The following is a 19196-nucleotide window of genomic DNA, read 5'->3' on the forward strand; positions in this document are numbered from 1 at the left end:
CGGTTTCAGTGGGCCAGATGCAGGCCGCACTCGCGGTTGTCTTCGCCCTTGGTCGGGTCCACGTAGTCGAAGTTGTTGGGCAGGCCGTGCTTCACGCAGTATTCGTGCAGGTCCTTGGACGACCAGTGCAGCAGCGGCGCCACCTTGATGAGGCCGTCGGGGTTGATGCTCACCGGGTCCATCTGCGCGCGCACGGCGGTGTCGGTGGCGCGCAGGGCGGTGAACCAGACCTTGGGCGCGGTCTCGCGCAGGGCGCGGGCAAAGGGCTCGAGCTTCACTTCTTCGGTGAAGGCCGCATGGCGCGGGTCGCCCAGCGCGGGCGTGGGGCCATCGACGGCCTCGCGGTGGGCGCGCGAGCGCAGGGGCAGGTAGATCTTCAGGTTCAGGCCCAGCTGCTTGGTCACCTCGTCGGCAAAGCGGTAGGTGGCTTCGGTGTTGTAGCCGTTGTCCATCCACACCACGGGCACGTCGGGGTTCACCTGCGTGACCAGGTGCAGGATCACCGCTTCGAACGGGCGGAAGTTGGTGGTGACGATGGTGGGCTGGCTCAGGCCCAGGGCCCAGGCCACCAAGCCCTGCGCGTCGCGGCCCAGGTCGGCGTTGATGCGGGCGAGGTCGATGGTGGTGTTGTTCATGGCGTGGGGGTCTCTCGCATTCATGATCAGGCGGCCTCGCGGAAGTGGGGCAGGGGGTGCGTCACGTCGCCCTGGTAGAAGGCTTTGAAACGGTCGAACTGGCGCTGGGCGTCGGCCATGTCCACGCCTTCGCGCAGCACGGCCACGTCAAAGCCGCAGCGGGCCATCTGTACCAGCTGGTCGATCAGCACGTCGCCCGTGGCGCGCAGCTCGCCCGCAAACTTCAGGCGGCCGCGCAGCAGGCGGGCCTGGCTGAAGGCCCGGCCGTCGGTGAACTTGGGGAATTGCAGGTCGATGCGGTCCACGCCCGCCAGGTCCAGCTCGAAGGGGTTGGCGTCGTTGGGCAGTTCAATCACTTTTTGGCCTGCGGGGCTTGGCTGGTGCTCGTGAGCAGCTATTATTTTCATAGTATTCAGCTTTCAGGCGGCTTCGGTTTCGGCGGGGTGGCGCGCGGCGTTGGCAGCGGCCTTGAAGGGGTCGAGGCCGACACGGCGCACCGTGTCGATGAAGTTTTCGTAGCGTGGCCCCTCGGCGTCGCTGGCCAGCAACTGGCGTTCGGCGCGGTAGGTGGCCAGCAGGGCTTCGATGACGCCGGGCACTTCAGCGGCGCTGAACGAGGGGCCGATGATCTTGCCCGGCGTGGCGGGGCCCGAGAGGTCGGAACCATCGGCCCCGCCCAGCGTGATCTGGTACCACTCCTTGCCGTCTTTATCCACGCCCAGGATGCCGATGTGGCCGCTGTGGTGGTGGCCGCAGCTGTTGATGCAGCCGCTGATGTGCAGGTCGATCTCGCCCAGGTCCCACAGCTCGTCCAGGTCCTGGTAGCGCTCGGTGATGGCTTCGGCAATCGGCAGGCTGCGCGCGTTGGCCAGCGAGCAGAAGTCGCCGCCGGGGCAGGCGATCATGTCCGTCAGCAGGCCGATGTTGGGCTTGGCCAGGCCCAGCGCCTTGGCGGCCTGGTACAGCGCGGGCAGCTGGTCGCGGCGCACCCAGGGCAGGAGCAGGTTTTGCTCGTGCGTCACGCGCATTTCACCCGCGGAGAAACGGTCGGCCAGGTCGGCGGCGGCTTCCATCTGCTCGGCCGTGGCGTCGCCAGGGGCGTAGCCCAGGCGCTTGAACGACAGCATCACGGCGCGCAACTGCGGGTGGCGGTGGGGCAGCACGTTGCGCGTGAGCCAGCGGCCGAAGTCCTTGTCTTCTTCGGCCGCGGTGCGCAGCAGGGCCAGGGTTTCGGCCTCGGCATCGGCGGGAGAGAGGTCCAGCGCGGGTTCGTGGAAGTTGGCGGCCACGCGGTCGTACTCGGCCTGCGTGATGGTGTGGGGGCCGCCTTCCACTTCCACGATCTGGCGGAACTCCTCTTCCACCTGGTCCACATACGCCTGGCCTTCGGCCTTCACCAGAATCTTGATGCGCGCCTTCCAGCTGTTGTCGCGGCGGCCGTAGCGGTTGTACACGCGGATCACGGCCTCCAGGTAGTTCATGAGCTGGTTCCAGGGCAGGAACTCGCGCAGCACCGGGCTAATGGTGGGCGTGCGGCCCATGCCGCCGCCCACGCGCACCTTGAAGCCCAGTTCGCCAGCGTCGTTCTTGACCAGCTGCAGGCCCACGTCGTACCAGCCCAGCGCAGCGCGGTCTTCGCGCGCGCCGTTGATGGACACCTTGAACTTGCGCGGCAGGAAGGCGAATTCAGGGTGCAGCGTGCTCCACTGGCGCAGGATTTCGGTGAAGGGGCGCGGGTCGGCGATCTCGTCGGCGGCGATGCCGGCCAGCGCATCGCTGTTGATGTTGCGGATGCAGTTGCCGCTGGTCTGGATGCCGTGCAGGTTCACGGTGGCCAGCAGGTCCATCACATCGGCCGCCTTGGACAGCGGAATCCAGTTGTACTGCACGTTGGTGCGCGTAGTGAAGTGGCCGTAGCCGTACTTCAGCTTGGTGCCGATGCGCCGGCCGTCGGCCAGCGGGATCTCGCCCAGCTTCTCCTGCGTGGCCTGGGCCTCGGCCAGCAGGGCGGGCTCGGGCTGGTCGTATTCGCGGGCCACGCGGGCCAGCACGCGAAGCTGGGCGCTGGAGAGCTCGCCATACGGCACGGCCACGCGCAGCATGGGCGCGTAGCGCTGCACGTACCAGCCGTTTTGCAGGCGCAGGGGGCGGAACTGCTCTTCGGTCAGCTTGCCGGCTTGCCAGCGTTCGAGCTGGTCGCGGAACTGCTCGGCCCGCAGGCGGATGAATTGGCGGTCAAAGTCGGTGTATTGGTACATCGTGGAGCACTCAGATCAGAATCAGTTTGAAGCCCGCCCAGGCGAGCAGCAGGGAGAGGGCCGAGCGGATGAGGCGCTCAGGGGTGCGGGTGACCAGGCGCGAGCCCAGCCAGATGCCCGGCAGCGAGCCAGCCAGCAATTGTGCAAGCAAAGGCCAGTCCACCGAGCCCAGAGAGGCATGGCCGAGGCCCGCCACCAGGGTCAGCGGAACGGCGTAGGCAATGTCGGCGCCGATGATGCGCGGCAGCGGCAGCAGGGGGTACACCAGCAGCAGCACCGTGACGCCGATGGCGCCCGCGCCCACGGAGGTGAAGGTGACCAGCGTGCCGATCACCGCGCCCAGCAGCACGGGCAGGCTCCAGTGGCGGGGGCGGGTGGCGTCGCCGGTGTGGGCCTTGCGGGCGGCGTTTTGTGCGGCCTGGCGCTGGGCAGAGAAAACAATGGCCTTGTAGAGCGTGGCGGCGGCCGTGAGCAGCAGGGCAAAACCCAGCGTGGTGGTCATGATGCGCTGGGCGGTGGCGCTGGCCGGGCCCAGGGTGTGCAGCGCCCACAGCGCCAGCAGGGCGGCTGGAATGCTGCCTGCGCACAGCTGGCCCACCACTTTCCAGGGCACCAGACGCTGGCGGGCCAGGCTGACGGTGCCGCCCATCTTGGTGAAGGCCGCAAACAGCAAATCGGTGCCCACGGCCATGTGGGGCTTGATGCCGAAGAAGAAGATCAGGATCGGCGTCATGAGCGAGCCGCCGCCCACACCAGTCAGGCCCACGATGAGCCCAACGGCAAAGCCCGCAAAAACAAACGCCAATTCATGCATGGCGGCGAATGTAGAGGGGCTTCTTATGGATGCAAACTATTGTTTTGCTCTGCCAATATGTCGATTTGTTTATAAGTAAGGATTGGCGCGGGCTGGCAGGGGGGATGCTTGAGCCGCCTGCCGTGCTGGATCTATTGCAGCCGCTCGGTGCCCAGCGCCTTGGCCAGCCGCGCATCCAGCGGCAGCGGCTCGCCCTGCAGCCGGGCTGCGAGCAGTTCGCCGCACAGCAGCGCCAGCGTCAGCCCGCGCGCGCCCATGGCCGTGCTGGCCCACAGGCCGGGCAGCTGGGCTGCATCCACCGGGCCCACGATGGGCAGGCGGTCGGGCGCTGTGCAGCGCACGGCGGCCCAGGTGCGCAGGGCGGGGGGCTCCCCTGCGGCGGGCTGTAGAGCCGGGGCGTTCAGTGCCTGGGCGAACAAGGGTTCCAGCTGGGGGGCGATGCCGGGCAGCAGGCCCTGCAGCTTGGCCCAGTTGGTGGCGTGGGCTGCGTGGATGTCGGCATCGGTGGGCGGCAGGGCCTGCACATCGCGCTCAAAGGTGGAGCCCATCACCCAGCCTTGGTCGTCATCGGCTTGATCGCCCAGCGGGAAGCGGGGCACCAGGTTGCCGTTCCCGTTGGCCGGGAACGGAATCCATGGCAGCAGCGGCTTTGCTGGGTCGGCATGTTTGCCCCACGACACCTGCCCGCGCACCGGCTGCAGGGGCCAGCGGTGGTTCAGCAGAGCCAGGCTGCCTGCGCCCGCTGCAATGACCACGGTGGGTGCCTCGGCCAGCACCTGGCCCTGGGCATCGAGTGCCTGCCAGGTGGTAGTGGCGGGGCCGTGCGCAGTGGAGGGTGCTTCCACACGCCGCAACTGGGCCACTGCGCAATTCCCCCGCCATTGAATGCCGGGTTGGCCCAGCAAGGCCCTGGCCAGGCGCGCCGGGCGCACCCAGCCCGCCTGGTGGTGCCAGCAGGCCGTCGCGTCAGGCGGCAACTGGGCAGCGGTCAGGGCCGCAGATGGCGCAGGCTCGCTCCAGGCGGCGCCTGGCCCTTGGGGCCAATCGGGCGACAGGCCGGGGCTGCCGTCGGTGCGGTGCTCCAGCACGCCGCAATGCGCCCAGTCCACCCCCTCGTTCAGCAGCCAGCGGGCCTGCTCCAAGGTGGTGCGGATGCCGCTGCGCGACAAGCGCGACAGCACGCTGTCGTCGGGCGACACATGGGGGGCAAACACCCCGGCGGGCAGGGCCGATGCGCCCGCAGCGGGCTCGGGGGCCTGGTCCAGCACCGTGACCTGCCAGCCGCGCCGGGCCAGGCTGGCTGCGGTGGCCGCCCCCGCAATGCCGCCGCCGATCACGATGCAGGGGCCGGGCGTGGAGGGTTCCGGCGCGGCACCCGCCTGGCGCGAGGTGCGCGGTTCCCAGCGCGGATTGAAGGTGGCATGCAGGTTGTCGCGCTTGGGTGGCACGCCGGGCACGCGGGTCACTTCAAAGCCACATTGCGTCAGCGCATCACGCACAGCGCGGGCGATGGTCCAGGTGGCCAGGCGGGTGCCGCGCCGGCAACAGCGCGCCACGGCCTTCAGGGTGTGCAGGTCCCAGCTTTCGGGGTTGCGCTGGGGGCTGAAGCCGTCGAGGTAGATGGAGTCCACCGTCAGGTTCTGCTGGCGCAGCATGGCCTGGGTGTCGCCCACGTACAGGGTGAGCAGCACGCGGCCTTCGTCAAAACGCAGCCGGTGCACGCCTGGCAGCAGGCCCCACCATTGCTGGTGCAGTGCTTCGGCCAGCGGCGCCAGCTCGGGGTGGACCGAGGTGGCGCGCAGCAGGTCGGCTGCGCTCACGGGCCAGGCCTCGGTCGATACGAAGTGCAGCAGCGTGGGGCGCTGCGGGTCGGCCCGCCAGGCCGCCCAGGTCACCAGGAAGTTCAGGCCAAAGCCAAAACCGGTCTCCAGAATGCGCCATTGCGACTGCCCGGCCCAGGCCTCGGGCAGGCCGCAGCCGTGCAAAAACACACGGCGGGCTTGGTCCAGGCCACCGTTTTCACTGTGGTAGCGGTCGCCGAAGCGGGGGCTGTAGGGGGTGCCGTCTGGCAGCCACTCGACGGGTTCAGTCATGGGGTGGGGACTGGAGGTTTGCGGCGCTTGCATCGCCCTTGACCTGCGTCACTGGCGCGGCCCAGGCCAGGGCAGCCAAGCAAGGGCCGCCCCGCAGCGAGGGCTGCGTCTCCCTGCCCGTAGCGTGCAACGCTACGAGAGCGGGGGGAAGCGGCGTAGCCGCTCAGGGGGGGTATTTTATTTAAGCGCTGGGCGGGACGTAGCCCGCCGCAGCGTCTGCGCCGCTGCCAAAGAAGTGATTTTGGCGAAACCACTTTTTGCAGCGCTGCACTTCGCGTCGCTCCGTTACGCGCTGGGCGGGACGTAGCCCGCCGCGGCGTCTGCGCCGCTGCCAAAAAAGTGGTTTTCCATCTGGCGTGCCAAATACTGGCGGGCACGGGCATCGGCCAGGTTCAGCCGGTTTTCATTGACCAGCATCGTCTGGTGCTTGAGCCAGCCCGCCCAGGCTTCCTTGCTCACGCTTTCCCAGATTCGTTTGCCCAGTTCGCCGGGGTAGGGCGGAAAGTCGAGGCCTTCGGCTTCCTTGCCGAGCTTGATGCATTGAACGGTGCGTGCCATGGGAATTCCTTGTAGTGGGGGCGAGCGAAAAAAGGCTTCGCTCAGATGATTTGGATATTAAGAACTGAAATCTCAGTAGTTCCAGTTTTGAAGAGGGCCTTCCAGAATGCGTTCCATCGGTGTTTTGCACCGCAACACATTCATAAAAGAGGCCCTTCCATGAACTTTCGCCGCGACTTTATCAAGTTTCCCTTCGCCGCCGCCCTGGTGGGCAGTTTGGCCCTGACGGCATTGCCGTCGTTTGCGCAGTCGGTGACGCTGCTCAATGTGTCGTACGACCCGACGCGCGAGCTGTATGTGGACTTCAACCAGGCCTTTGCCAAGCACTGGAAGGCCAAGACCGGCCAGGACGTGATCATCAAACAAAGCCACGGCGGCTCGGGCAAGCAGGCCCGCTCCATCATCGACGGGCTGGACGCCGACGTGGCCACGCTGGCCCTGGCGGGCGACACCGATGCGCTGCACACCAACGGCGGCTGGATCCCCAAAGACTGGCAAAAGCGCCTGCCGCACAACAGCTCGCCCTACACCTCCACCATCGTGCTGGTGGTGCGCCAAGGCAATCCCAAGGGCATCAAGGATTGGGACGACCTGGTGCGCCCCGATGTGAAGGTGATCACGCCCAACCCCAAGACCTCCGGCGGCGCGCGCTGGAACTACCTGGCCGCGTGGGAATTTGCCAAGCGCAAATACGGTGGTGACGCCAAGGCCAAGGACTTCGTCGCCAAGCTGTATGGCAACGTGCCCGTGCTGGACACCGGCGCGCGCGGCTCCACCATCACGTTTGCGCAGCGCAACCAGGGCGATGTGCTGATCGCCTGGGAGAACGAGGCCTACCTGCTCGAGAAAGAGTTCGGCACCAAGTTCGACGTGATCGCCCCCTCGATCTCCATCCTGGCCGAGCCTGCTGTCTCGGTGGTGGACAAGAACGTGGACAAGAAGGGCACCCGTGCCGTGGCCGAGGCCTACCTGCAGTACCTGTACACCGAAGAGGGCCAGGACATTGCGGGCAAACATTTCTACCGCCCCGCCGTGTCTGAAAAGGCCAAGGCCAAGTACGCCAAGCAGTTCCCCAAGCTGAACCTGTTCACCATCAACGATGCGTTCGGTGGCTGGGACAAGGCGGCCAAGGAACACTTTGCGGACAACGCCAGTTTTGACCAGATCTACACCCGCAAGTAGGTAAGCCAGCCAGTCCACCCGCCTTTCGTGTGCGGGGGGATGGCGCCCTGTCTCTGTTCAACAAGCCAGGCCCCAGCGGGCGGGGCGGGGCGTTGCTCGCCCTTTTTGAATGAAAACAGGCCCAAGCGCTAGTCAAACATGCGCTGACAGCTATCAAAACCATAGTATTCAAGGAATCCACACCATGTCAGCCTTGCTCATCGCCGGCAGCCCCTCGGAGCGCTCCCGCTCCGCCGCCTTGCTCGACGCCGTGGCCCAGCGCCTCTCGGTGCGCGGTGCGCTGGTGGACCGCATCCACATCCGTGACCTCTCGCCCCAGGCGCTGCTGCTGGCCGACTTTGGGCACCCCACGGTGGTCAGCGCCATCGACCAGGTGGCCGATGCCAGTGTGCTGGTGGTGGCCACGCCCGTCTACAAGGCGGCCTACAGCGGCGTGCTCAAGGTTTTTCTGGACCTGCTGCCGCAAACCGCCCTCAAGGGCAAGACCGTGCTGCCGTTGGCCACGGGTGGCAGCCCGCACCACATGCTGGCGCTGGACTACGCGCTGCGCCCCGTGCTGCAGTCGCTGGGCGCCAAAAGCATCCTGCCCGGCATCTACGCCACCGACTCGCAGGTCACGCTGACGCCCGAGGGCACCTACCACGTGCAGGCTGACATTGCCGCCCGACTGGACGACGCGGTGAACGTGCTGGTGACCGAAACCCTGCGCCCATCACCCGCCCAGGCCACGCGGTTTGCGCCGGTCAACTTCGCTGACGTGCGATGTAGCGTCTGACGCTGGCCCGGCACTGCGGCAGGCCCGCAGTGCCAGCGCCACCTTCCTTCCCCCTTCATTTATTTCCATTTTTGATTTTTGCTGCGCCGGGTGCGCGGGCAGGGCGGTGTGCCGCCTGCTGTCAGCCCGCCCGGTGATCCCCTCGCCCGATTTGCTGCTGGAACCTGCACCATGAACGAACTGAACCGCTTCTCCCTGCAACGCCGCCACCTGCTGGCCGCCAGTGCTGCCACTGCCGCTGCTGCGGCGCTCCCCGCCACCTCTTGGGCTCAGGCCTCGGGCGCGCCCCGCGTGCTGCGCGTGGGCCACCAAAAGGGCTGGCTCTCCATCCTGAAGGGCCGCGGCACGCTCGAAAAACGTCTCGCCCCGCTGGGCGTCAAGGTCACCTGGACCGAATTCAACGCCGGCCCCGTGCAGCTCGAAGCGCTCAACGTCGGCTCCATCGACTTTGGCGACGTGGGCGAAGCCCCACCCATCTTTGCCCAGGCCGCTGGCGCGCCGCTGGTGTACGCCGGTGCCACGGTGCCGCGCCCCGCACTGGAGGCGGTGATCGTGCCCAAGGACTCGCCCATCCGCAGCGTGGCCGATTTGAAGGGCAAGCGCGTGGCCTACAACAAGGGCTCCAACGTGCAGTACTTCCTGGTCAAGCTGCTGGAGAAAAACGGCCTGAAGTACGGCGACGTGCAATCCGTCTTCCTGGCCCCGGCCGATGCGCGGGCCGCGTTTGAAAAGGGTGCGGTCGATGCCTGGATCATCTGGGACCCGTTCCTGGCCGCTGCGCAAAAGACGCTCGACGCCCGCCTGCTGGCCGACGCCACGGGCGTGGTCAACAACCGCGCTTACTACTTCACTTCGCGCGACTTTGCGACCCGGAACACCGATGTGCTGCGCATCGCGATCGAAGAGGTCAACGCCATCGACACCTGGGCGTCCAAGAACAAGGAAGCCGCCGCCGCCGAGCTGTCGGCCGTGCTGGGCCTCGACAAATCCATCACCGAGCTGTACCTGAACCGCGCCCGTTTCGGCACGGCCCCGGTCACGCGCGAAATCCTGGCCGAGCAGCAGGCGATTGCAGACACCTTCTTCGACCTGAAGCTCATCCCCAAAAAGCTCAACCTGCTGCACGCCGCGCCGGTCGATCTGCTGTAACCCCACGACCAAGACCGTCAACACGTTCCAAGGAGTTGCCCATGCCTGCCCCCATGCCTTTCCCGTTGCACGCCCAACTGCGGCGCGTGCTGTGCGTCACGGCCGCCGCCTGGGGGCTGAGCCTGCAGCAGCGACGCGGGGCCCTGCGCGCGCCCCAGTTCGGCTTTGCCATCTCTTACTGATCCCGTACGGACCTCGCTGAGATCCCGCTTTGAGAAGACCTGTGCCATGCAAATTTTCTGGTTCATTCCCACCCACGGCGACAGCCGCTACCTTGGCACCGCCAAAGGCGCACGCCAGCTCAGCCATGACTACCTCCAACAGGTGGCGGTGGCCGCCGACAGCCTGGGCTACGAGGGCGTTTTGATCCCCACCGGGCGCTCTTGCGAAGACCCCTGGGTGGTTGCATCCAGCCTGATCGCCGTGACCAAGAGGCTCAAATTTTTGGTGGCCGTGCGCCCCGGCCTGCACCAGCCCGCGCTGGCTGCGCGCATGGCGGCTACGTTCGACCGGCTCTCGGGCGGGCGATTGCTTATCAACCTGGTGACCGGTGGCGACCAGACCGAGCTGGAGGGCGACGGCGTGTTTCTGGACCACGCCACGCGCTACGAGCAGTCCGCCGAGTTCATCCGCATCTGGCGCGAGATCCTCGCGCGCAGCCACAGCGGTGAATCGTTCGACTATGACGGCCAGCACCTCAGCGTGAAGGGCGCCAAGCTGCTGTTTCCGCCCCTGCAGCAGCCGCACCCGCCGGTGTACTTTGGGGGCTCGTCCGACGCCGCCCACGACCTGGCGGCCGAGCAGGTCGAGACCTACCTGACCTGGGGCGAGCCGCCTGCCGAAGTGGCCAAGAAGGTGGCCGACGTGCGCGCCCGTGCTGCAAAACATGGTCGCACCGTGAAGTTCGGCATCCGCCTGCACGTCATCGTGCGCGAGACCGAAGACCAGGCCTGGCAGGCCGCCGAAGAACTCATCAGCCATGTGGACGACGTGACCGTGGCACGTGCGCAGGCCGTGTTTGCGCGCATGGATTCCGAAGGCCAGCGCCGCATGGCCCAGCTGCATGCTGCTGGTGTGAAGCGCACGCGGGCCGACCTGGAGATCAGCCCCAACCTCTGGGCTGGTGTGGGTCTGGTGCGGGGCGGTGCAGGCACGGCGCTGGTGGGCGACCCGCAGACCGTGGCCACGCGCATCGAGGAATACGCCGCGCTGGGGCTCGACACCTTTGTGCTGTCCGGCTACCCACACCTGGAAGAGGCCTACCGCTTTGCCGAGCTGGTGTTCCCGCTGCTGCCCGTGGGTGTGCGCGAGAAACTTGCGGGCGGCAACCCGCTGGGCCCGTTTGGCGAAACCGTGGCCAATGACTTTGTGCCGCGCGCATCGCAAAGCTGAGCGCAGCGCTGCCCAGGAGACCGCCCATGTCCATCCAGTCCATCAACCATGTGCAGCTGCCGTTCCCGGCCGGTGCCGAGGCGCCCATCCGGCGCTTTTACAGCAGCCTGCTGGGCCTGCCCGAGGTGCGACTGAACGCCAGCAAGGCCCTGCGTTTTGTGGCCGGCACGCAGCGCATCGACCTGGTGCCTACCGAGCACTGGCAGCCCGCACCCGCCGTGTCGCACCTGGCCTTTGAGGTGCAGGACCTGCCCGCACTGCGCCACCGCCTGCTGCAGGCCGAACTGCCGCTGGTGGAAAACCGTGCGCTGCCTGGCTACCTGCGCTTTTACGTCAAGGACCCCGCTGGCAACCAGCTGGAGTTCTTGGAGCCCGACAACGATCCCCAGGAAATATCGCCATGACACAGGCCCAGACAACCGCAGTCCCCGTGCGCGAGCTGCAGGTCTCGCCACCCATTGCGGACACCATCGACCATCCGCTCGACGGCCCCCTTCTGCCCGCACCTGTGGCCCGATTTTTTGCCAGCGTGGCGCGGCGCCTGCTGCCATGGGCCGTGCCGGTGGGCCTCATCGTGCTGTGGCAGATCGCCTCGTCGCAAGGCTGGCTCTCCACCCGCGTGCTGCCCGCGCCGCTGGAGGTGGTGAAGGCCGCCTGGACCTTGACCCTGTCGGGCGAACTGTGGACGCACGTCAAGGTCAGCGCCGGCCGTGCGCTGGCCGGGCTGGCGATTGGCGGCGGCCTGGGGCTGCTGCTGGGCCTGCTGACCGGCTCGGTCAAGCTGTTCGAGACGCTGCTCGACTCCACCATCCAGATGGTGCGCAACATTCCCGCACTGGCGCTCATTCCGCTGGTGATCCTGTGGTTTGGCATCGATGAATCGGCCAAGCTGTTCCTCATCAGCGTGTCGGTGTTCTTCCCGATCTACCTCAACACCTTCCACGGCATCCGCAATGTGGACCCGGGCCTGATCGAGATGGGCCGCACCTACGGCCTGGGGCGCTGGCAGCTGTACCAGCAAATCATCCTGCCCGGCGCGCTCTCCAGCATCCTGGTGGGCCTGCGCTTCTCGCTGGGCCTGATGTGGGTGATCCTGATCGTGGCCGAAACCATCTCGGCGCAGGCGGGCATCGGCTACCTCACGATGAATGCACGCGAGTTTCTGCAGACCGACATCGTGCTCGTGGGCATCTTGCTCTACGCGCTGCTGGGCAAGCTGGCCGATGTGTTTGCCAAGGGGCTCGAACGTTACTGGCTGCGCTGGCATCCCGGTTACCAGGCTTGATGCTTCACGCTTGAATACTCACATTTTTATAGCTGCTGGCGCAATAGCCACTAGCGCAGGAGACTTTTTTGACCACAAGTTCATCTTTGCAACCCCAGGGCGTGCGCCTGGAAGTGTGCGGCGTGGACAAACGCTACGGCGCGCGCAATGTGCTCCAGAAGGCCGACCTGGTCATCGAACCCGGCCAGTTCGTCGCCATCGTGGGCCGCAGCGGCTGCGGCAAGAGCACGTTGCTGCGCCTGGTGGCGGGCCTGGAGTCCGTCTCGGGCGGCGCGATCCGCATCGATGGCAAAGACATCGACGGCCTGAGCAGTGACACCCGCATCATGTTCCAGGACTCGCGCCTGCTGCCCTGGAAGCGCGTGGCCGACAACGTGGCCCTGGGCCTACCGCCCGAGCGGCGCGGCGCTGCGGCTGATGTGCTGGCACGCGTGGGGCTGGGCGACCGTTTGACCGAGTGGCCGGCACGCCTGTCGGGCGGCCAACGTCAGCGCGTGGCCCTGGCACGTGCCCTGGTGCACAACCCGCGTCTGCTGCTGCTCGACGAGCCGCTGGGCGCACTGGATGCGCTGACGCGCATCGAGATGCACCGCCTGATCGAAGGCCTGTGGCGCACCAGCGGCTTTACCGCGCTGCTGGTGACCCACGACGTGCAGGAGGCCGTGGCCCTGGCCGACCGCGTGATCCTGATCGAGGACGGTCAGATTGCGCTGGACCAGCGCATCGATCTGCCACGCCCCCGCTCGCACGGCGACGCCGCGTTTGCCGCCATCGAAAAACGCATCTTGGACCGCGTGCTGCAAAAGCCCGATGGCGCCCCGGCGCACGAAGCCCCTTGGCCGGGTGTACCTGCGCACGGGTTGCGCTGGGCCGTGTGAGCTTTCACCTCTTTCCTCTTCACCCCTTTTCTTTTTCTTTCAACGGACTTTTTAGGAGAATCCCATGTCCATTCAAGCCATCAACGTTCGCAACCAGTTCAAGGGCAAAGTGCGCGAGATCATTCGCGGCGACGTCGTCTCCGAGGTCGATGTCGAAACCCCCTGGGGCATCGTGACCTCCGTCATCACCACCCGCTCGGTGGACGACCTGGGCCTGGTCGTGGGCTCCGATGTGGTCGCATTGGTCAAGTCCACAGAGGTGTCGATCGCCAAGCTGTGAGTCGGGAGCAGGGCGCTGGGCCGACGGCGCAACGCCGTGCGGCTCTGCGCAGCCCTCACCCTGTGACGCAGGCCTGCGTGTCGCGTTGGCAGGCAGCGCGACTTGCCTTGACCGAGTCTTGACCAGCCGCTATCTGGCAAGAACCCTGGGGCTATTGCCCCCAAAGCCGCCCGGGTTGCCTACACTCGGGCCCATGACGACCCTTCTGGTTTGCCCCTTTGCCGCCCTGGCTGCGCTGCCCCGCGCAGCGGCCTGCGCGCGAGCGGTGGCCAAGAAGAACGCGCGTCGTCAGCTGACGCCAGCACATTCCTGAGCCCGGCGGCACCCTCTCTCCTCATCCCCTTGTAGCGCAACCATCCACCGCCGGGCACCAGCCAAGCGCGGTAGCGGCCGTCTTGTCCCCACGGGGCACCGCCGCATTCGATGGAGTGCTTTGTATGCATGCAGTTGTGACCCCTGGCGAGCGCACGCTCACCGACCTGGACTATTCGCGCCTGACCAAGCTGGTCGGCAACCGGTCAGCGCCCTTGCTGGATGACCTGCTGGCCAACGCCGACATCACCAGCCCGCGCACCGTGCGTGCGGATGTGGTCACCATGAACTCGCGCGTCGAGCTGGTGGACCCGCACACCCACCGGCGCCAGGTGCTGACCCTGTGCTACCCGCAGGACGCCGAGCCTGCGGCGGGCTTTATCTCGGTGCTGTCGCCGGTGGGTATCAGCCTGCTGGGCCTGCGGGTTGGAGATATGGCCAAGTGGCAAACGCCGCACGGCGAAGAGTGCGCAGCCACCATCGAGAACATCCAGTACCAGCCCGAAGCCACGGGCGACTACCTCACCTAGTCGCCTCCGCATTCCGGCCCGCTGCGGGCCGTATCACCAGATCACTTCCCACCAGACCGGCGCCAATGGCATTGGCAGCCGTTGGAGGAGTGCGCGTTGTTCACCACAGAAGGACGTACCACCATGATCCCTCGCTCCATCCTTGTCGTCACCGATTTTTCTGAACTGGGAGGGCACGCGCTGGCACGCGCGGCGTTGCTGGGCGCAGAGCATCGGGCTGCGTTGCAGCTGGTGTATGTCGCCCAGCCCGGTGAGGTGCCTCCCCCTGATGTGGCGGTGCGCCTGTCGCAGCATGCGCTGCAGCTGCGGCAGCGCCACCAGATCGCTGTGCAGGCCGTATCGCGCGTGGATTGCACGGTGGCAGACATTGCCCGCGCGGCAGCCGCGCACGACCTGGTGGTGTGGGGCACTGCACCGCAGCGGGGGCTGCGGGCCTTGTGGGGCGCGCACCCCGCCCTGCAGCTGCTGCGTGCTTGCCAGCGCCCCGTGGTCGTGGTGCGCAACGCGGCGGACCAGTCCTATCACAGCCTGTTGGTGGCGGTGGACTTTTCGCAGGCATCGCACCGATTGGTCGAGCTAGGCCTGGCACTGCACCCCCGCGCACGTGTGGAACTGTTCCATGCCATCAGCACCGCCAATGAGGGCAAGCTGCGGTATGCCGAGGTGTCGGAGCGCGCCATCCAGATCTACCGCGAGCAGTGCAGGCGCCATGCGCAAGACCGCATGTTCACGCTGACCGACTCGTACGACGCGCGGCGCAATCGGTTGTCATCGTCCATCGGCCGGGGCGATCCGGCGCGACAGGTGCTGGTGGCACAGCAAAGCGCTGGGGCCGACCTGATTGTGGTGGGCAGGCATCCCGCGTCCCCGTGGGTGGACTGGTTCTTCGAGAGCGTGGCGCAACGCATCTTGCGCGAAGCGCGCACGGACGTGCTGGTGGCACCGCACGGCTTTCAGACCGCCTCCCGGGGCACTGCTGTCAAGCGCCTTGCCACCGACCTGCCCGTGCGCCGCGTCAAGGCGGGTGCGCCACGCCCGCCAAGCCATCCCAACCCCGCTGCGCTGTGGAGCGGGGCATGACGCGGCGGGCCTCCGGTGTCAGGCTGCCTTGGCCAGCGGTGTGGCATAGCGGCTGGCAGGCCGCGCCAGGCCCAGGTTCTCCCGCAGCGTGTTGCCTTCGTATGCGGTGCGGAACAGGCCACGGCGTTGCAGCTCCGGCACCACCAGGTCCACAAACTCGTTGAGCGACTGGGGCAGCACGGGCGGCATCACGTTGAAGCCATCGGCCGCGCCGTTCTCAAACCATTCCTGCATGCGGTCTGCAATGGTCTGCGGCGTGCCCACCACCACCCAGTGGCCGCGCGCGCCGGCCAGGTATTCGTACAACTGGCGCACGGTGTAGTTCTCGCGGCGGACCAGCTGCAGCACCACATGCGCGCGGCTGTTGATGCCCTTGGGTGGCTCGGGGATGTAGGGCGGTGGTGCGTCCAGGTTCCACTGCGTGAGGTCTTCGCCGGGCCAGAAAGGGGCCAGCGTGGCCAGGCCCACGCTGGGGTGGATCAGTGCTTGCAGCTCGGCCCATTGGGCCTGGGCTTCTTCCTCGGTGCGGCCGATGACCGGAGAGATACCAGGCAGCACTAGCAGCTCGTCGGGCCGGCGGCCCTACTTGGCCATGCGGCCTTTCACGTCCTTGTAGAACGCCTGGGCCTCGGCCAGGCTGGTCCAGGCGGTGAAGATGGCCTCGGCCGTGGCGGCGGCCAGCTCCTTGCCGTCTTCGGAAGAGCCTGCCTGCACGATCACCGGGTGGCCCTGGGGCGAGCGCTCGATGTTGAGCGGGCCCTGCACCTTGAGGTGCTTGCCGATGTGGTTGAGCGTGTGCAGCTTGTCGGGGTCAAAGTACACGCCGCTGGCCTTGTCGCGGCTGAAGGCGTCGTCGTCAAAGCTGTCCCACAGGCCCTTGACCACATCCACAAACTCGTGGGCGCGCTCGTACCGCAACGCTGGGTCGGGGTGGGCATCCAGACCAAAGTTGCCGTGCACGTTCTCTGCACTGGTGGTCACCACGTTCCAGGCCGCGCGGCCCTTGCTGATGTGGTCGAGCGAGGCGAACTTGCGTGCCAGCAGGTACGGGTCTTCGTAGGTGGTGGATGCCGTGGCCACAAAGCCGATGTGCTTGGTGACGGCCGAGAGCGCCGCCCACAGCGTGACGGGCTCGAAGTGCGAGAGCCGCCCCTGGCGGCTGAAGGACTCGCGGTCGCCCTTGTGCCACACCCCCGGGCTGTCGGCCACAAACACCTGGTCGAACAGGCCGCGCTCTGCGGTCTGTGCCAGTTCGATGTAGTGGTCGATATTGACGCCCGCATCGGCCTGAGAACCGGGGTGGCGCCACGCGGCAATGTGGTGGCCCGTGGCCATGATGAAGGCGCCGAGGCGCAGTTTTCTTGGGGTTTGTGGTTCGGTCATGTGGGTGTTCAAAACGTTGTGAGATTTGCCCGCGGCCTGCGGCACCGGCGCGGACCAGGCCAGTGCATCCGTGGAACCGGCTTCGCCGGGCCACCGGGTGCGTCCCCCTTCGGGGATGTCCTGCATCACTCCCTGCGGTCGGTGATAGCGCGGCCTCGGGCCATCCGCTGCGTTGCTTTTTTTGCCAATAGCTCGGCTATTGGCTGCAAAAAGACGCCTTGCGGACTGTCCCGATCCGCACTACCACCGACTCGCGAGGGTGATGCAGGACATCCCTGGGAAGGCGCCGAAGGCGACTCAGGGGGCTACTCAGTGATAGTGATGCGATGCAGCTTGCGGTGCTGCGGGAAGAAGTCGCCCACCGCGTAGTGCTGGGTGGAGCGGTTGTCCCACACGGCCAGCGTGCCTGGCGCCCAGCGCAGGCGGGCCTGGAACTCAGGCACCTGGGGCAGCGCAAACAGCTGGGTCAGCAGGGCATCGCTCTCCACGCGCGACAGGCCCTTGATGTGGCTGGTGAAGGTGGAGTTCACATACAGCACCTTCTTGCCTGTGACCGGGTGCACACGCACCACCGGGTGCTCCACCGGCGGGTACTTGGCGCGCGCGGCCTTCAGCTCGTCACCGCTTGCGTCCTTGCGCAGCAGGTACTCCGTCCAGCCGCTGATCTCCCAGGTGTGCACGGCCGTCAGCGTCTCCAGGTAGGCCTGGAAGGCGGGCGGCAGGCTGGCGTAGGCGGCGGTGAGGCTGGCCCACAGTGTGTCGCCACCGCTGGCCGGAATCACCTGCGCATACAGGCTGGTGCCCAGGGGCGGCTGCTCGCGCCAGGTGATGTCGGCGTGCCAGTTGCTCGATGCCTTGGGGCGCTCGGCGGTGCTTTCCACGATCTCGATCTCGGGGTGGTTCTCCAGCCGAGGGAAGAACGCCTTGACCTCGGCCACGTTGCCAAAGGTGCGGGTGAAGTCCACCTGCTGCTGCGGCGTGATGTGCTGGTCGCGGAAGAACAGCACCTCGTGCACGGCCAGGGCCTGGCGCAGCTCGGCCTGCGTGGTGGCATCCAGCGGCTGGCGCAGGTCCAGGTCGTGGATGACGGCGCCGATGGTGGGGGTGTAGGGCTCCACCGCAAAGCGGGTGAAGGTGGGGTGCAAGTCGTTGATCTTGGACATGGTGCTGCTTTCTGAAACGAGGGTGGTGGAAAGAGAACGGCCATGCCATTGGGACACTGCAAGCGCTGCACACCAACGAAGCTGTTCGCATATCGATAGTTGGAAAAACAGGCGCTGCAGTCAGGCGAGCGGGTAGGGCGCTTGCGCATTTGGATATCTGTTTTTGGTCGTTGGCCGCATTGCCGGGCGTGCCTAGAGTGGGGCTCGACAGGTGCAGGGCGTGGCCCGCGCACCGTCCCAACGCAACCCCTACGAAAGAGCGACACCCATGACAAAAACACCCTGGAATGCAACCCGCCGCAAGGCCTTGACCGCAGCAGGCGCTGCCTTGGCGCTGGGCCTGTGGGCGTGCAGCGCCGCGGCGCAGACGGCGGAACCGCTGAAGGTGATTCGCATTGGCGTAGCCACCGGCGGCGTGGGCAGCGACCCCGTGCGCCACGGCGGCACGTCGGCCGCGCTGGCCTACACCGATGGCGCGCTGGAAGAAGAGTTCAAGAAAGACGGCGTGAAGGTGCAGTGGACTTTCTTCAAGGGCGCAGGCCCCGCCGTGAACGAGGCGCTGGTCAATAAACAACTGGACTTTGCATGGCAGGGCGATTTGCCGTCCATCGTGCACCGGGCCAGCGATGTAAAGACCAAGATCATCCTAGGCAGCGGCGTGCGTACCGGCCTGTACTTGGCAGTGCCGCCGGATTCCAACATCCGGCGCATCGAAGACCTCAAAGGCCGCAAGGTGGCGGTGTTCAAGGGCACCAACCTGCACCTGGCCGCCGTGCGTGCGCTGGCCGACAAGGGCCTGAGCGAACGTGACGTGAAGCTGGTCAACCTGGACCTGCCCAGTGCCGAGGCCGCTTTGGTGAGCAAAGACATTGACGCCGCTTTTGGCTACGTGGGTTTTTTCAAGCTGCGTGACCAGGGCCTGGCCAAGGTGGTGTGGTCTGCGGCGGAAGATTCGTACAAGTACACCCGCCAGACAGCGCTGCTGGTGACCGACGACTTCGCCGCCCGCCACCCCAAGGCCGTGGAGCGTGTGGTCAAGGCCGTGGTGCAGTACGCGCACAAATACTCCGACGAAAACCGCCGTGCCGAACTGTTTGCGCAGTGGGGCAAGGCCGAGTACCCCGAGAAGGTGTGGCGTGAAGACTTCATCGGCCAGCCGCTGCGTGTGCGCCTGTCGCCGCTGCTCGACCCATTTTTGGTAGCGCGCTACAAGGACGCGGCCGACGAGGCATTCAAGCTCAAGCTGATCCGCAAGAAGCCCGAGATCGACAGCTGGTTTGACCGCCGCTACCTGAACGCTGCGCTCAAGGAACTGAAGCTGGCGGCCTACTGGCCCGTGTATGGCGCCAACGGGGACTTGGCAACCGCGCCCTAGTAGTGAGCTCTGCGCCAGAAGGATTGAATCCTAGGTAGGGGGACCGGGCCGGTG

18 protein-coding genes and 3 pseudogenes are annotated in these 19196 nt (G+C 66.6%); 12 read left to right on the forward strand and 9 right to left on the reverse strand.

The genetic code is table 11. From position 1 onward, the window contains the following. Positions 1-5 precede the first annotated feature (5 nt). The 6 genes from C380_RS10145 to C380_RS10170 form a co-directional block, all read right to left on the reverse strand. Positions 6-635: a phosphoadenosine phosphosulfate reductase family protein gene (locus C380_RS10145; protein WP_015013760.1), complete on the reverse strand. Its 630-nt coding sequence runs from the start codon at positions 633-635 to the stop codon at positions 6-8. 26 nt (positions 636-661) lie between these two features. Beyond that, positions 662-1042, reverse strand: coding sequence for a DUF934 domain-containing protein (locus C380_RS10150; RefSeq protein ID WP_015013761.1), 381 nt, complete (start codon positions 1040-1042; stop codon positions 662-664). Between the two features lie 12 nt (positions 1043-1054). After that, positions 1055-2893, reverse strand: coding sequence for a nitrite/sulfite reductase (locus C380_RS10155; protein WP_015013762.1), 1839 nt, complete (start codon positions 2891-2893; stop codon positions 1055-1057). Positions 2894-2903: 10 nt separating this feature from the next. After that, entirely contained in the window at positions 2904-3707 is an 804-nt protein-coding gene (locus C380_RS10160) for a sulfite exporter TauE/SafE family protein (RefSeq protein WP_015013763.1), read from the reverse strand. Positions 3708-3838: 131 nt separating this feature from the next. Then, positions 3839-5800, reverse strand: a complete 1962-nt coding sequence (mnmC, locus tag C380_RS10165) for an FAD-dependent 5-carboxymethylaminomethyl-2-thiouridine(34) oxidoreductase MnmC (protein WP_043565331.1) — start codon at positions 5798-5800, stop codon at positions 3839-3841. A gap of 285 nt (positions 5801-6085) precedes the next feature. Beyond that, positions 6086-6358, reverse strand: a complete 273-nt coding sequence (locus C380_RS10170) for an oxidative damage protection protein (RefSeq protein ID WP_015013765.1) — start codon at positions 6356-6358, stop codon at positions 6086-6088. A 159-nt stretch (positions 6359-6517) separates the two neighbouring features. Between C380_RS10170 and C380_RS10175 the strand changes: the two genes are divergently transcribed. The 8 genes and pseudogenes from C380_RS10175 to C380_RS25845 all read left to right on the forward strand — a co-directional run. Then, the gene (locus C380_RS10175) at positions 6518-7540 is read left to right on the forward strand and encodes a sulfate ABC transporter substrate-binding protein (RefSeq protein WP_015013766.1); all 1023 of its coding nucleotides are present in this window, start codon (positions 6518-6520) and stop codon (positions 7538-7540) included. 184 nt (positions 7541-7724) lie between these two features. After that, positions 7725-8315, forward strand: a complete 591-nt coding sequence (ssuE, locus tag C380_RS10180) for an NADPH-dependent FMN reductase (protein WP_015013767.1) — start codon at positions 7725-7727, stop codon at positions 8313-8315. 171 nt (positions 8316-8486) lie between these two features. Continuing rightward, positions 8487-9464, forward strand: a complete 978-nt coding sequence (locus C380_RS10185; protein WP_015013768.1) for a sulfonate ABC transporter substrate-binding protein — start codon at positions 8487-8489, stop codon at positions 9462-9464. Positions 9465-9505: 41 nt separating this feature from the next. Next, on the forward strand, positions 9506-9646 hold the full coding sequence (locus C380_RS25300) for a hypothetical protein (RefSeq protein ID WP_015013769.1): 141 nt from the start codon (positions 9506-9508) through the stop codon (positions 9644-9646). 46 nt (positions 9647-9692) lie between these two features. Further along, on the forward strand, positions 9693-10856 hold the full coding sequence (gene ssuD, locus C380_RS10190; RefSeq protein WP_015013770.1) for an FMNH2-dependent alkanesulfonate monooxygenase: 1164 nt from the start codon (positions 9693-9695) through the stop codon (positions 10854-10856). 26 nt (positions 10857-10882) lie between these two features. Next, positions 10883-11260 (forward strand): VOC family protein, encoded by a 378-nt coding sequence (locus tag C380_RS10195; protein ID WP_015013771.1) that lies wholly within the window; start codon positions 10883-10885, stop codon positions 11258-11260. Then, positions 11257-12141, forward strand: coding sequence for an aliphatic sulfonate ABC transporter permease SsuC (gene ssuC, locus C380_RS10200; RefSeq protein ID WP_015013772.1), 885 nt, complete (start codon positions 11257-11259; stop codon positions 12139-12141). Before C380_RS10195 ends, ssuC begins: the two co-directional genes overlap by 4 nt. A 149-nt stretch (positions 12142-12290) precedes the next feature. After that, a pseudogene (locus C380_RS25845) lies at positions 12291-12683 on the forward strand (ABC transporter ATP-binding protein); the annotation flags it as partial. Here the strand turns inward: C380_RS25845 and C380_RS25850 are convergent. Then, a pseudogene (locus tag C380_RS25850) lies at positions 12669-12998 on the reverse strand (hypothetical protein); the annotation flags it as partial. The pseudogenes C380_RS25845 and C380_RS25850 sit on opposite strands and share 15 nt — an antisense overlap. A gap of 85 nt (positions 12999-13083) precedes the next feature. Between C380_RS25850 and C380_RS10210 the strand changes: the two are divergent. The 3 genes from C380_RS10210 (at position 13084) to C380_RS10220 (ending at position 15221) form a co-directional block, all read left to right on the forward strand. Next, positions 13084-13299 carry a molybdopterin-binding protein gene (locus tag C380_RS10210; RefSeq protein ID WP_015013774.1) on the forward strand — a complete coding sequence of 72 codons (216 nt, stop codon included), beginning with the start codon at positions 13084-13086 and terminating at the stop codon, positions 13297-13299. A gap of 437 nt (positions 13300-13736) precedes the next feature. After that, positions 13737-14141, forward strand: a complete 405-nt coding sequence (locus tag C380_RS10215) for a GreA/GreB family elongation factor (protein WP_015013775.1) — start codon at positions 13737-13739, stop codon at positions 14139-14141. 123 nt (positions 14142-14264) lie between these two features. Then, the gene (locus C380_RS10220; RefSeq protein WP_015013776.1) at positions 14265-15221 is read left to right on the forward strand and encodes a universal stress protein; all 957 of its coding nucleotides are present in this window, start codon (positions 14265-14267) and stop codon (positions 15219-15221) included. Between the two features lie 18 nt (positions 15222-15239). Here the strand turns inward: C380_RS10220 and C380_RS10225 are convergent. Continuing rightward, positions 15240-16604, reverse strand: a pseudogene (locus C380_RS10225) (LLM class flavin-dependent oxidoreductase). A 305-nt stretch (positions 16605-16909) separates the two neighbouring features. Further along, on the reverse strand, positions 16910-17767 hold the full coding sequence (locus C380_RS10230) for a TauD/TfdA family dioxygenase (protein ID WP_015013779.1): 858 nt from the start codon (positions 17765-17767) through the stop codon (positions 16910-16912). Between the two features lie 268 nt (positions 17768-18035). Here C380_RS10230 and C380_RS10235 point away from each other — a divergent pair, with 268 nt between their 5' ends. Then, a complete protein-coding gene (locus C380_RS10235) occupies positions 18036-19142 on the forward strand; it encodes an ABC transporter substrate-binding protein (protein ID WP_015013780.1) in 1107 nt (368 codons plus the stop codon). Positions 19143-19196 lie beyond the last annotated feature (54 nt).

The sequence above is a fragment of the Acidovorax sp. KKS102 genome (assembly GCF_000302535.1).
Lineage (GTDB): Bacteria > Pseudomonadota > Gammaproteobacteria > Burkholderiales > Burkholderiaceae_C > Acidovorax.

Excerpts from the sequence above, each read along its gene's own strand:
- C380_RS10195 (WP_015013771.1), top strand. The coding sequence starts at position 10,883 with ATGTCCATCCAGTCCATCAACCATGTGCAGCTGCCGTTCCCGGCCGGT.
- C380_RS10230 (WP_015013779.1), bottom strand. The coding sequence starts at position 17,767 with ATGTCCAAGATCAACGACTTGCACCCCACCTTCACCCGCTTTGCGGTG.
- C380_RS10235 (WP_015013780.1), top strand. The coding sequence starts at position 18,036 with ATGACAAAAACACCCTGGAATGCAACCCGCCGCAAGGCCTTGACCGCA.
- ssuC (WP_015013772.1), top strand. The coding sequence starts at position 11,257 with ATGACACAGGCCCAGACAACCGCAGTCCCCGTGCGCGAGCTGCAGGTC.
- C380_RS25300 (WP_015013769.1), top strand. The coding sequence starts at position 9,506 with ATGCCTGCCCCCATGCCTTTCCCGTTGCACGCCCAACTGCGGCGCGTG.
- C380_RS10155 (WP_015013762.1), bottom strand. The coding sequence starts at position 2,893 with ATGTACCAATACACCGACTTTGACCGCCAATTCATCCGCCTGCGGGCC.
- C380_RS10185 (WP_015013768.1), top strand. The coding sequence starts at position 8,487 with ATGAACGAACTGAACCGCTTCTCCCTGCAACGCCGCCACCTGCTGGCC.
- C380_RS10170 (WP_015013765.1), bottom strand. The coding sequence starts at position 6,358 with ATGGCACGCACCGTTCAATGCATCAAGCTCGGCAAGGAAGCCGAAGGC.
- C380_RS10145 (WP_015013760.1), bottom strand. The coding sequence starts at position 635 with ATGAACAACACCACCATCGACCTCGCCCGCATCAACGCCGACCTGGGC.
- C380_RS10175 (WP_015013766.1), top strand. The coding sequence starts at position 6,518 with ATGAACTTTCGCCGCGACTTTATCAAGTTTCCCTTCGCCGCCGCCCTG.
- C380_RS10150 (WP_015013761.1), bottom strand. The coding sequence starts at position 1,042 with ATGAAAATAATAGCTGCTCACGAGCACCAGCCAAGCCCCGCAGGCCAA.
- C380_RS10220 (WP_015013776.1), top strand. The coding sequence starts at position 14,265 with ATGATCCCTCGCTCCATCCTTGTCGTCACCGATTTTTCTGAACTGGGA.
- mnmC (WP_043565331.1), bottom strand. The coding sequence starts at position 5,800 with ATGACTGAACCCGTCGAGTGGCTGCCAGACGGCACCCCCTACAGCCCC.
- C380_RS10160 (WP_015013763.1), bottom strand. The coding sequence starts at position 3,707 with ATGCATGAATTGGCGTTTGTTTTTGCGGGCTTTGCCGTTGGGCTCATC.
- ssuE (WP_015013767.1), top strand. The coding sequence starts at position 7,725 with ATGTCAGCCTTGCTCATCGCCGGCAGCCCCTCGGAGCGCTCCCGCTCC.
- C380_RS10210 (WP_015013774.1), top strand. The coding sequence starts at position 13,084 with ATGTCCATTCAAGCCATCAACGTTCGCAACCAGTTCAAGGGCAAAGTG.
- C380_RS10215 (WP_015013775.1), top strand. The coding sequence starts at position 13,737 with ATGCATGCAGTTGTGACCCCTGGCGAGCGCACGCTCACCGACCTGGAC.
- ssuD (WP_015013770.1), top strand. The coding sequence starts at position 9,693 with ATGCAAATTTTCTGGTTCATTCCCACCCACGGCGACAGCCGCTACCTT.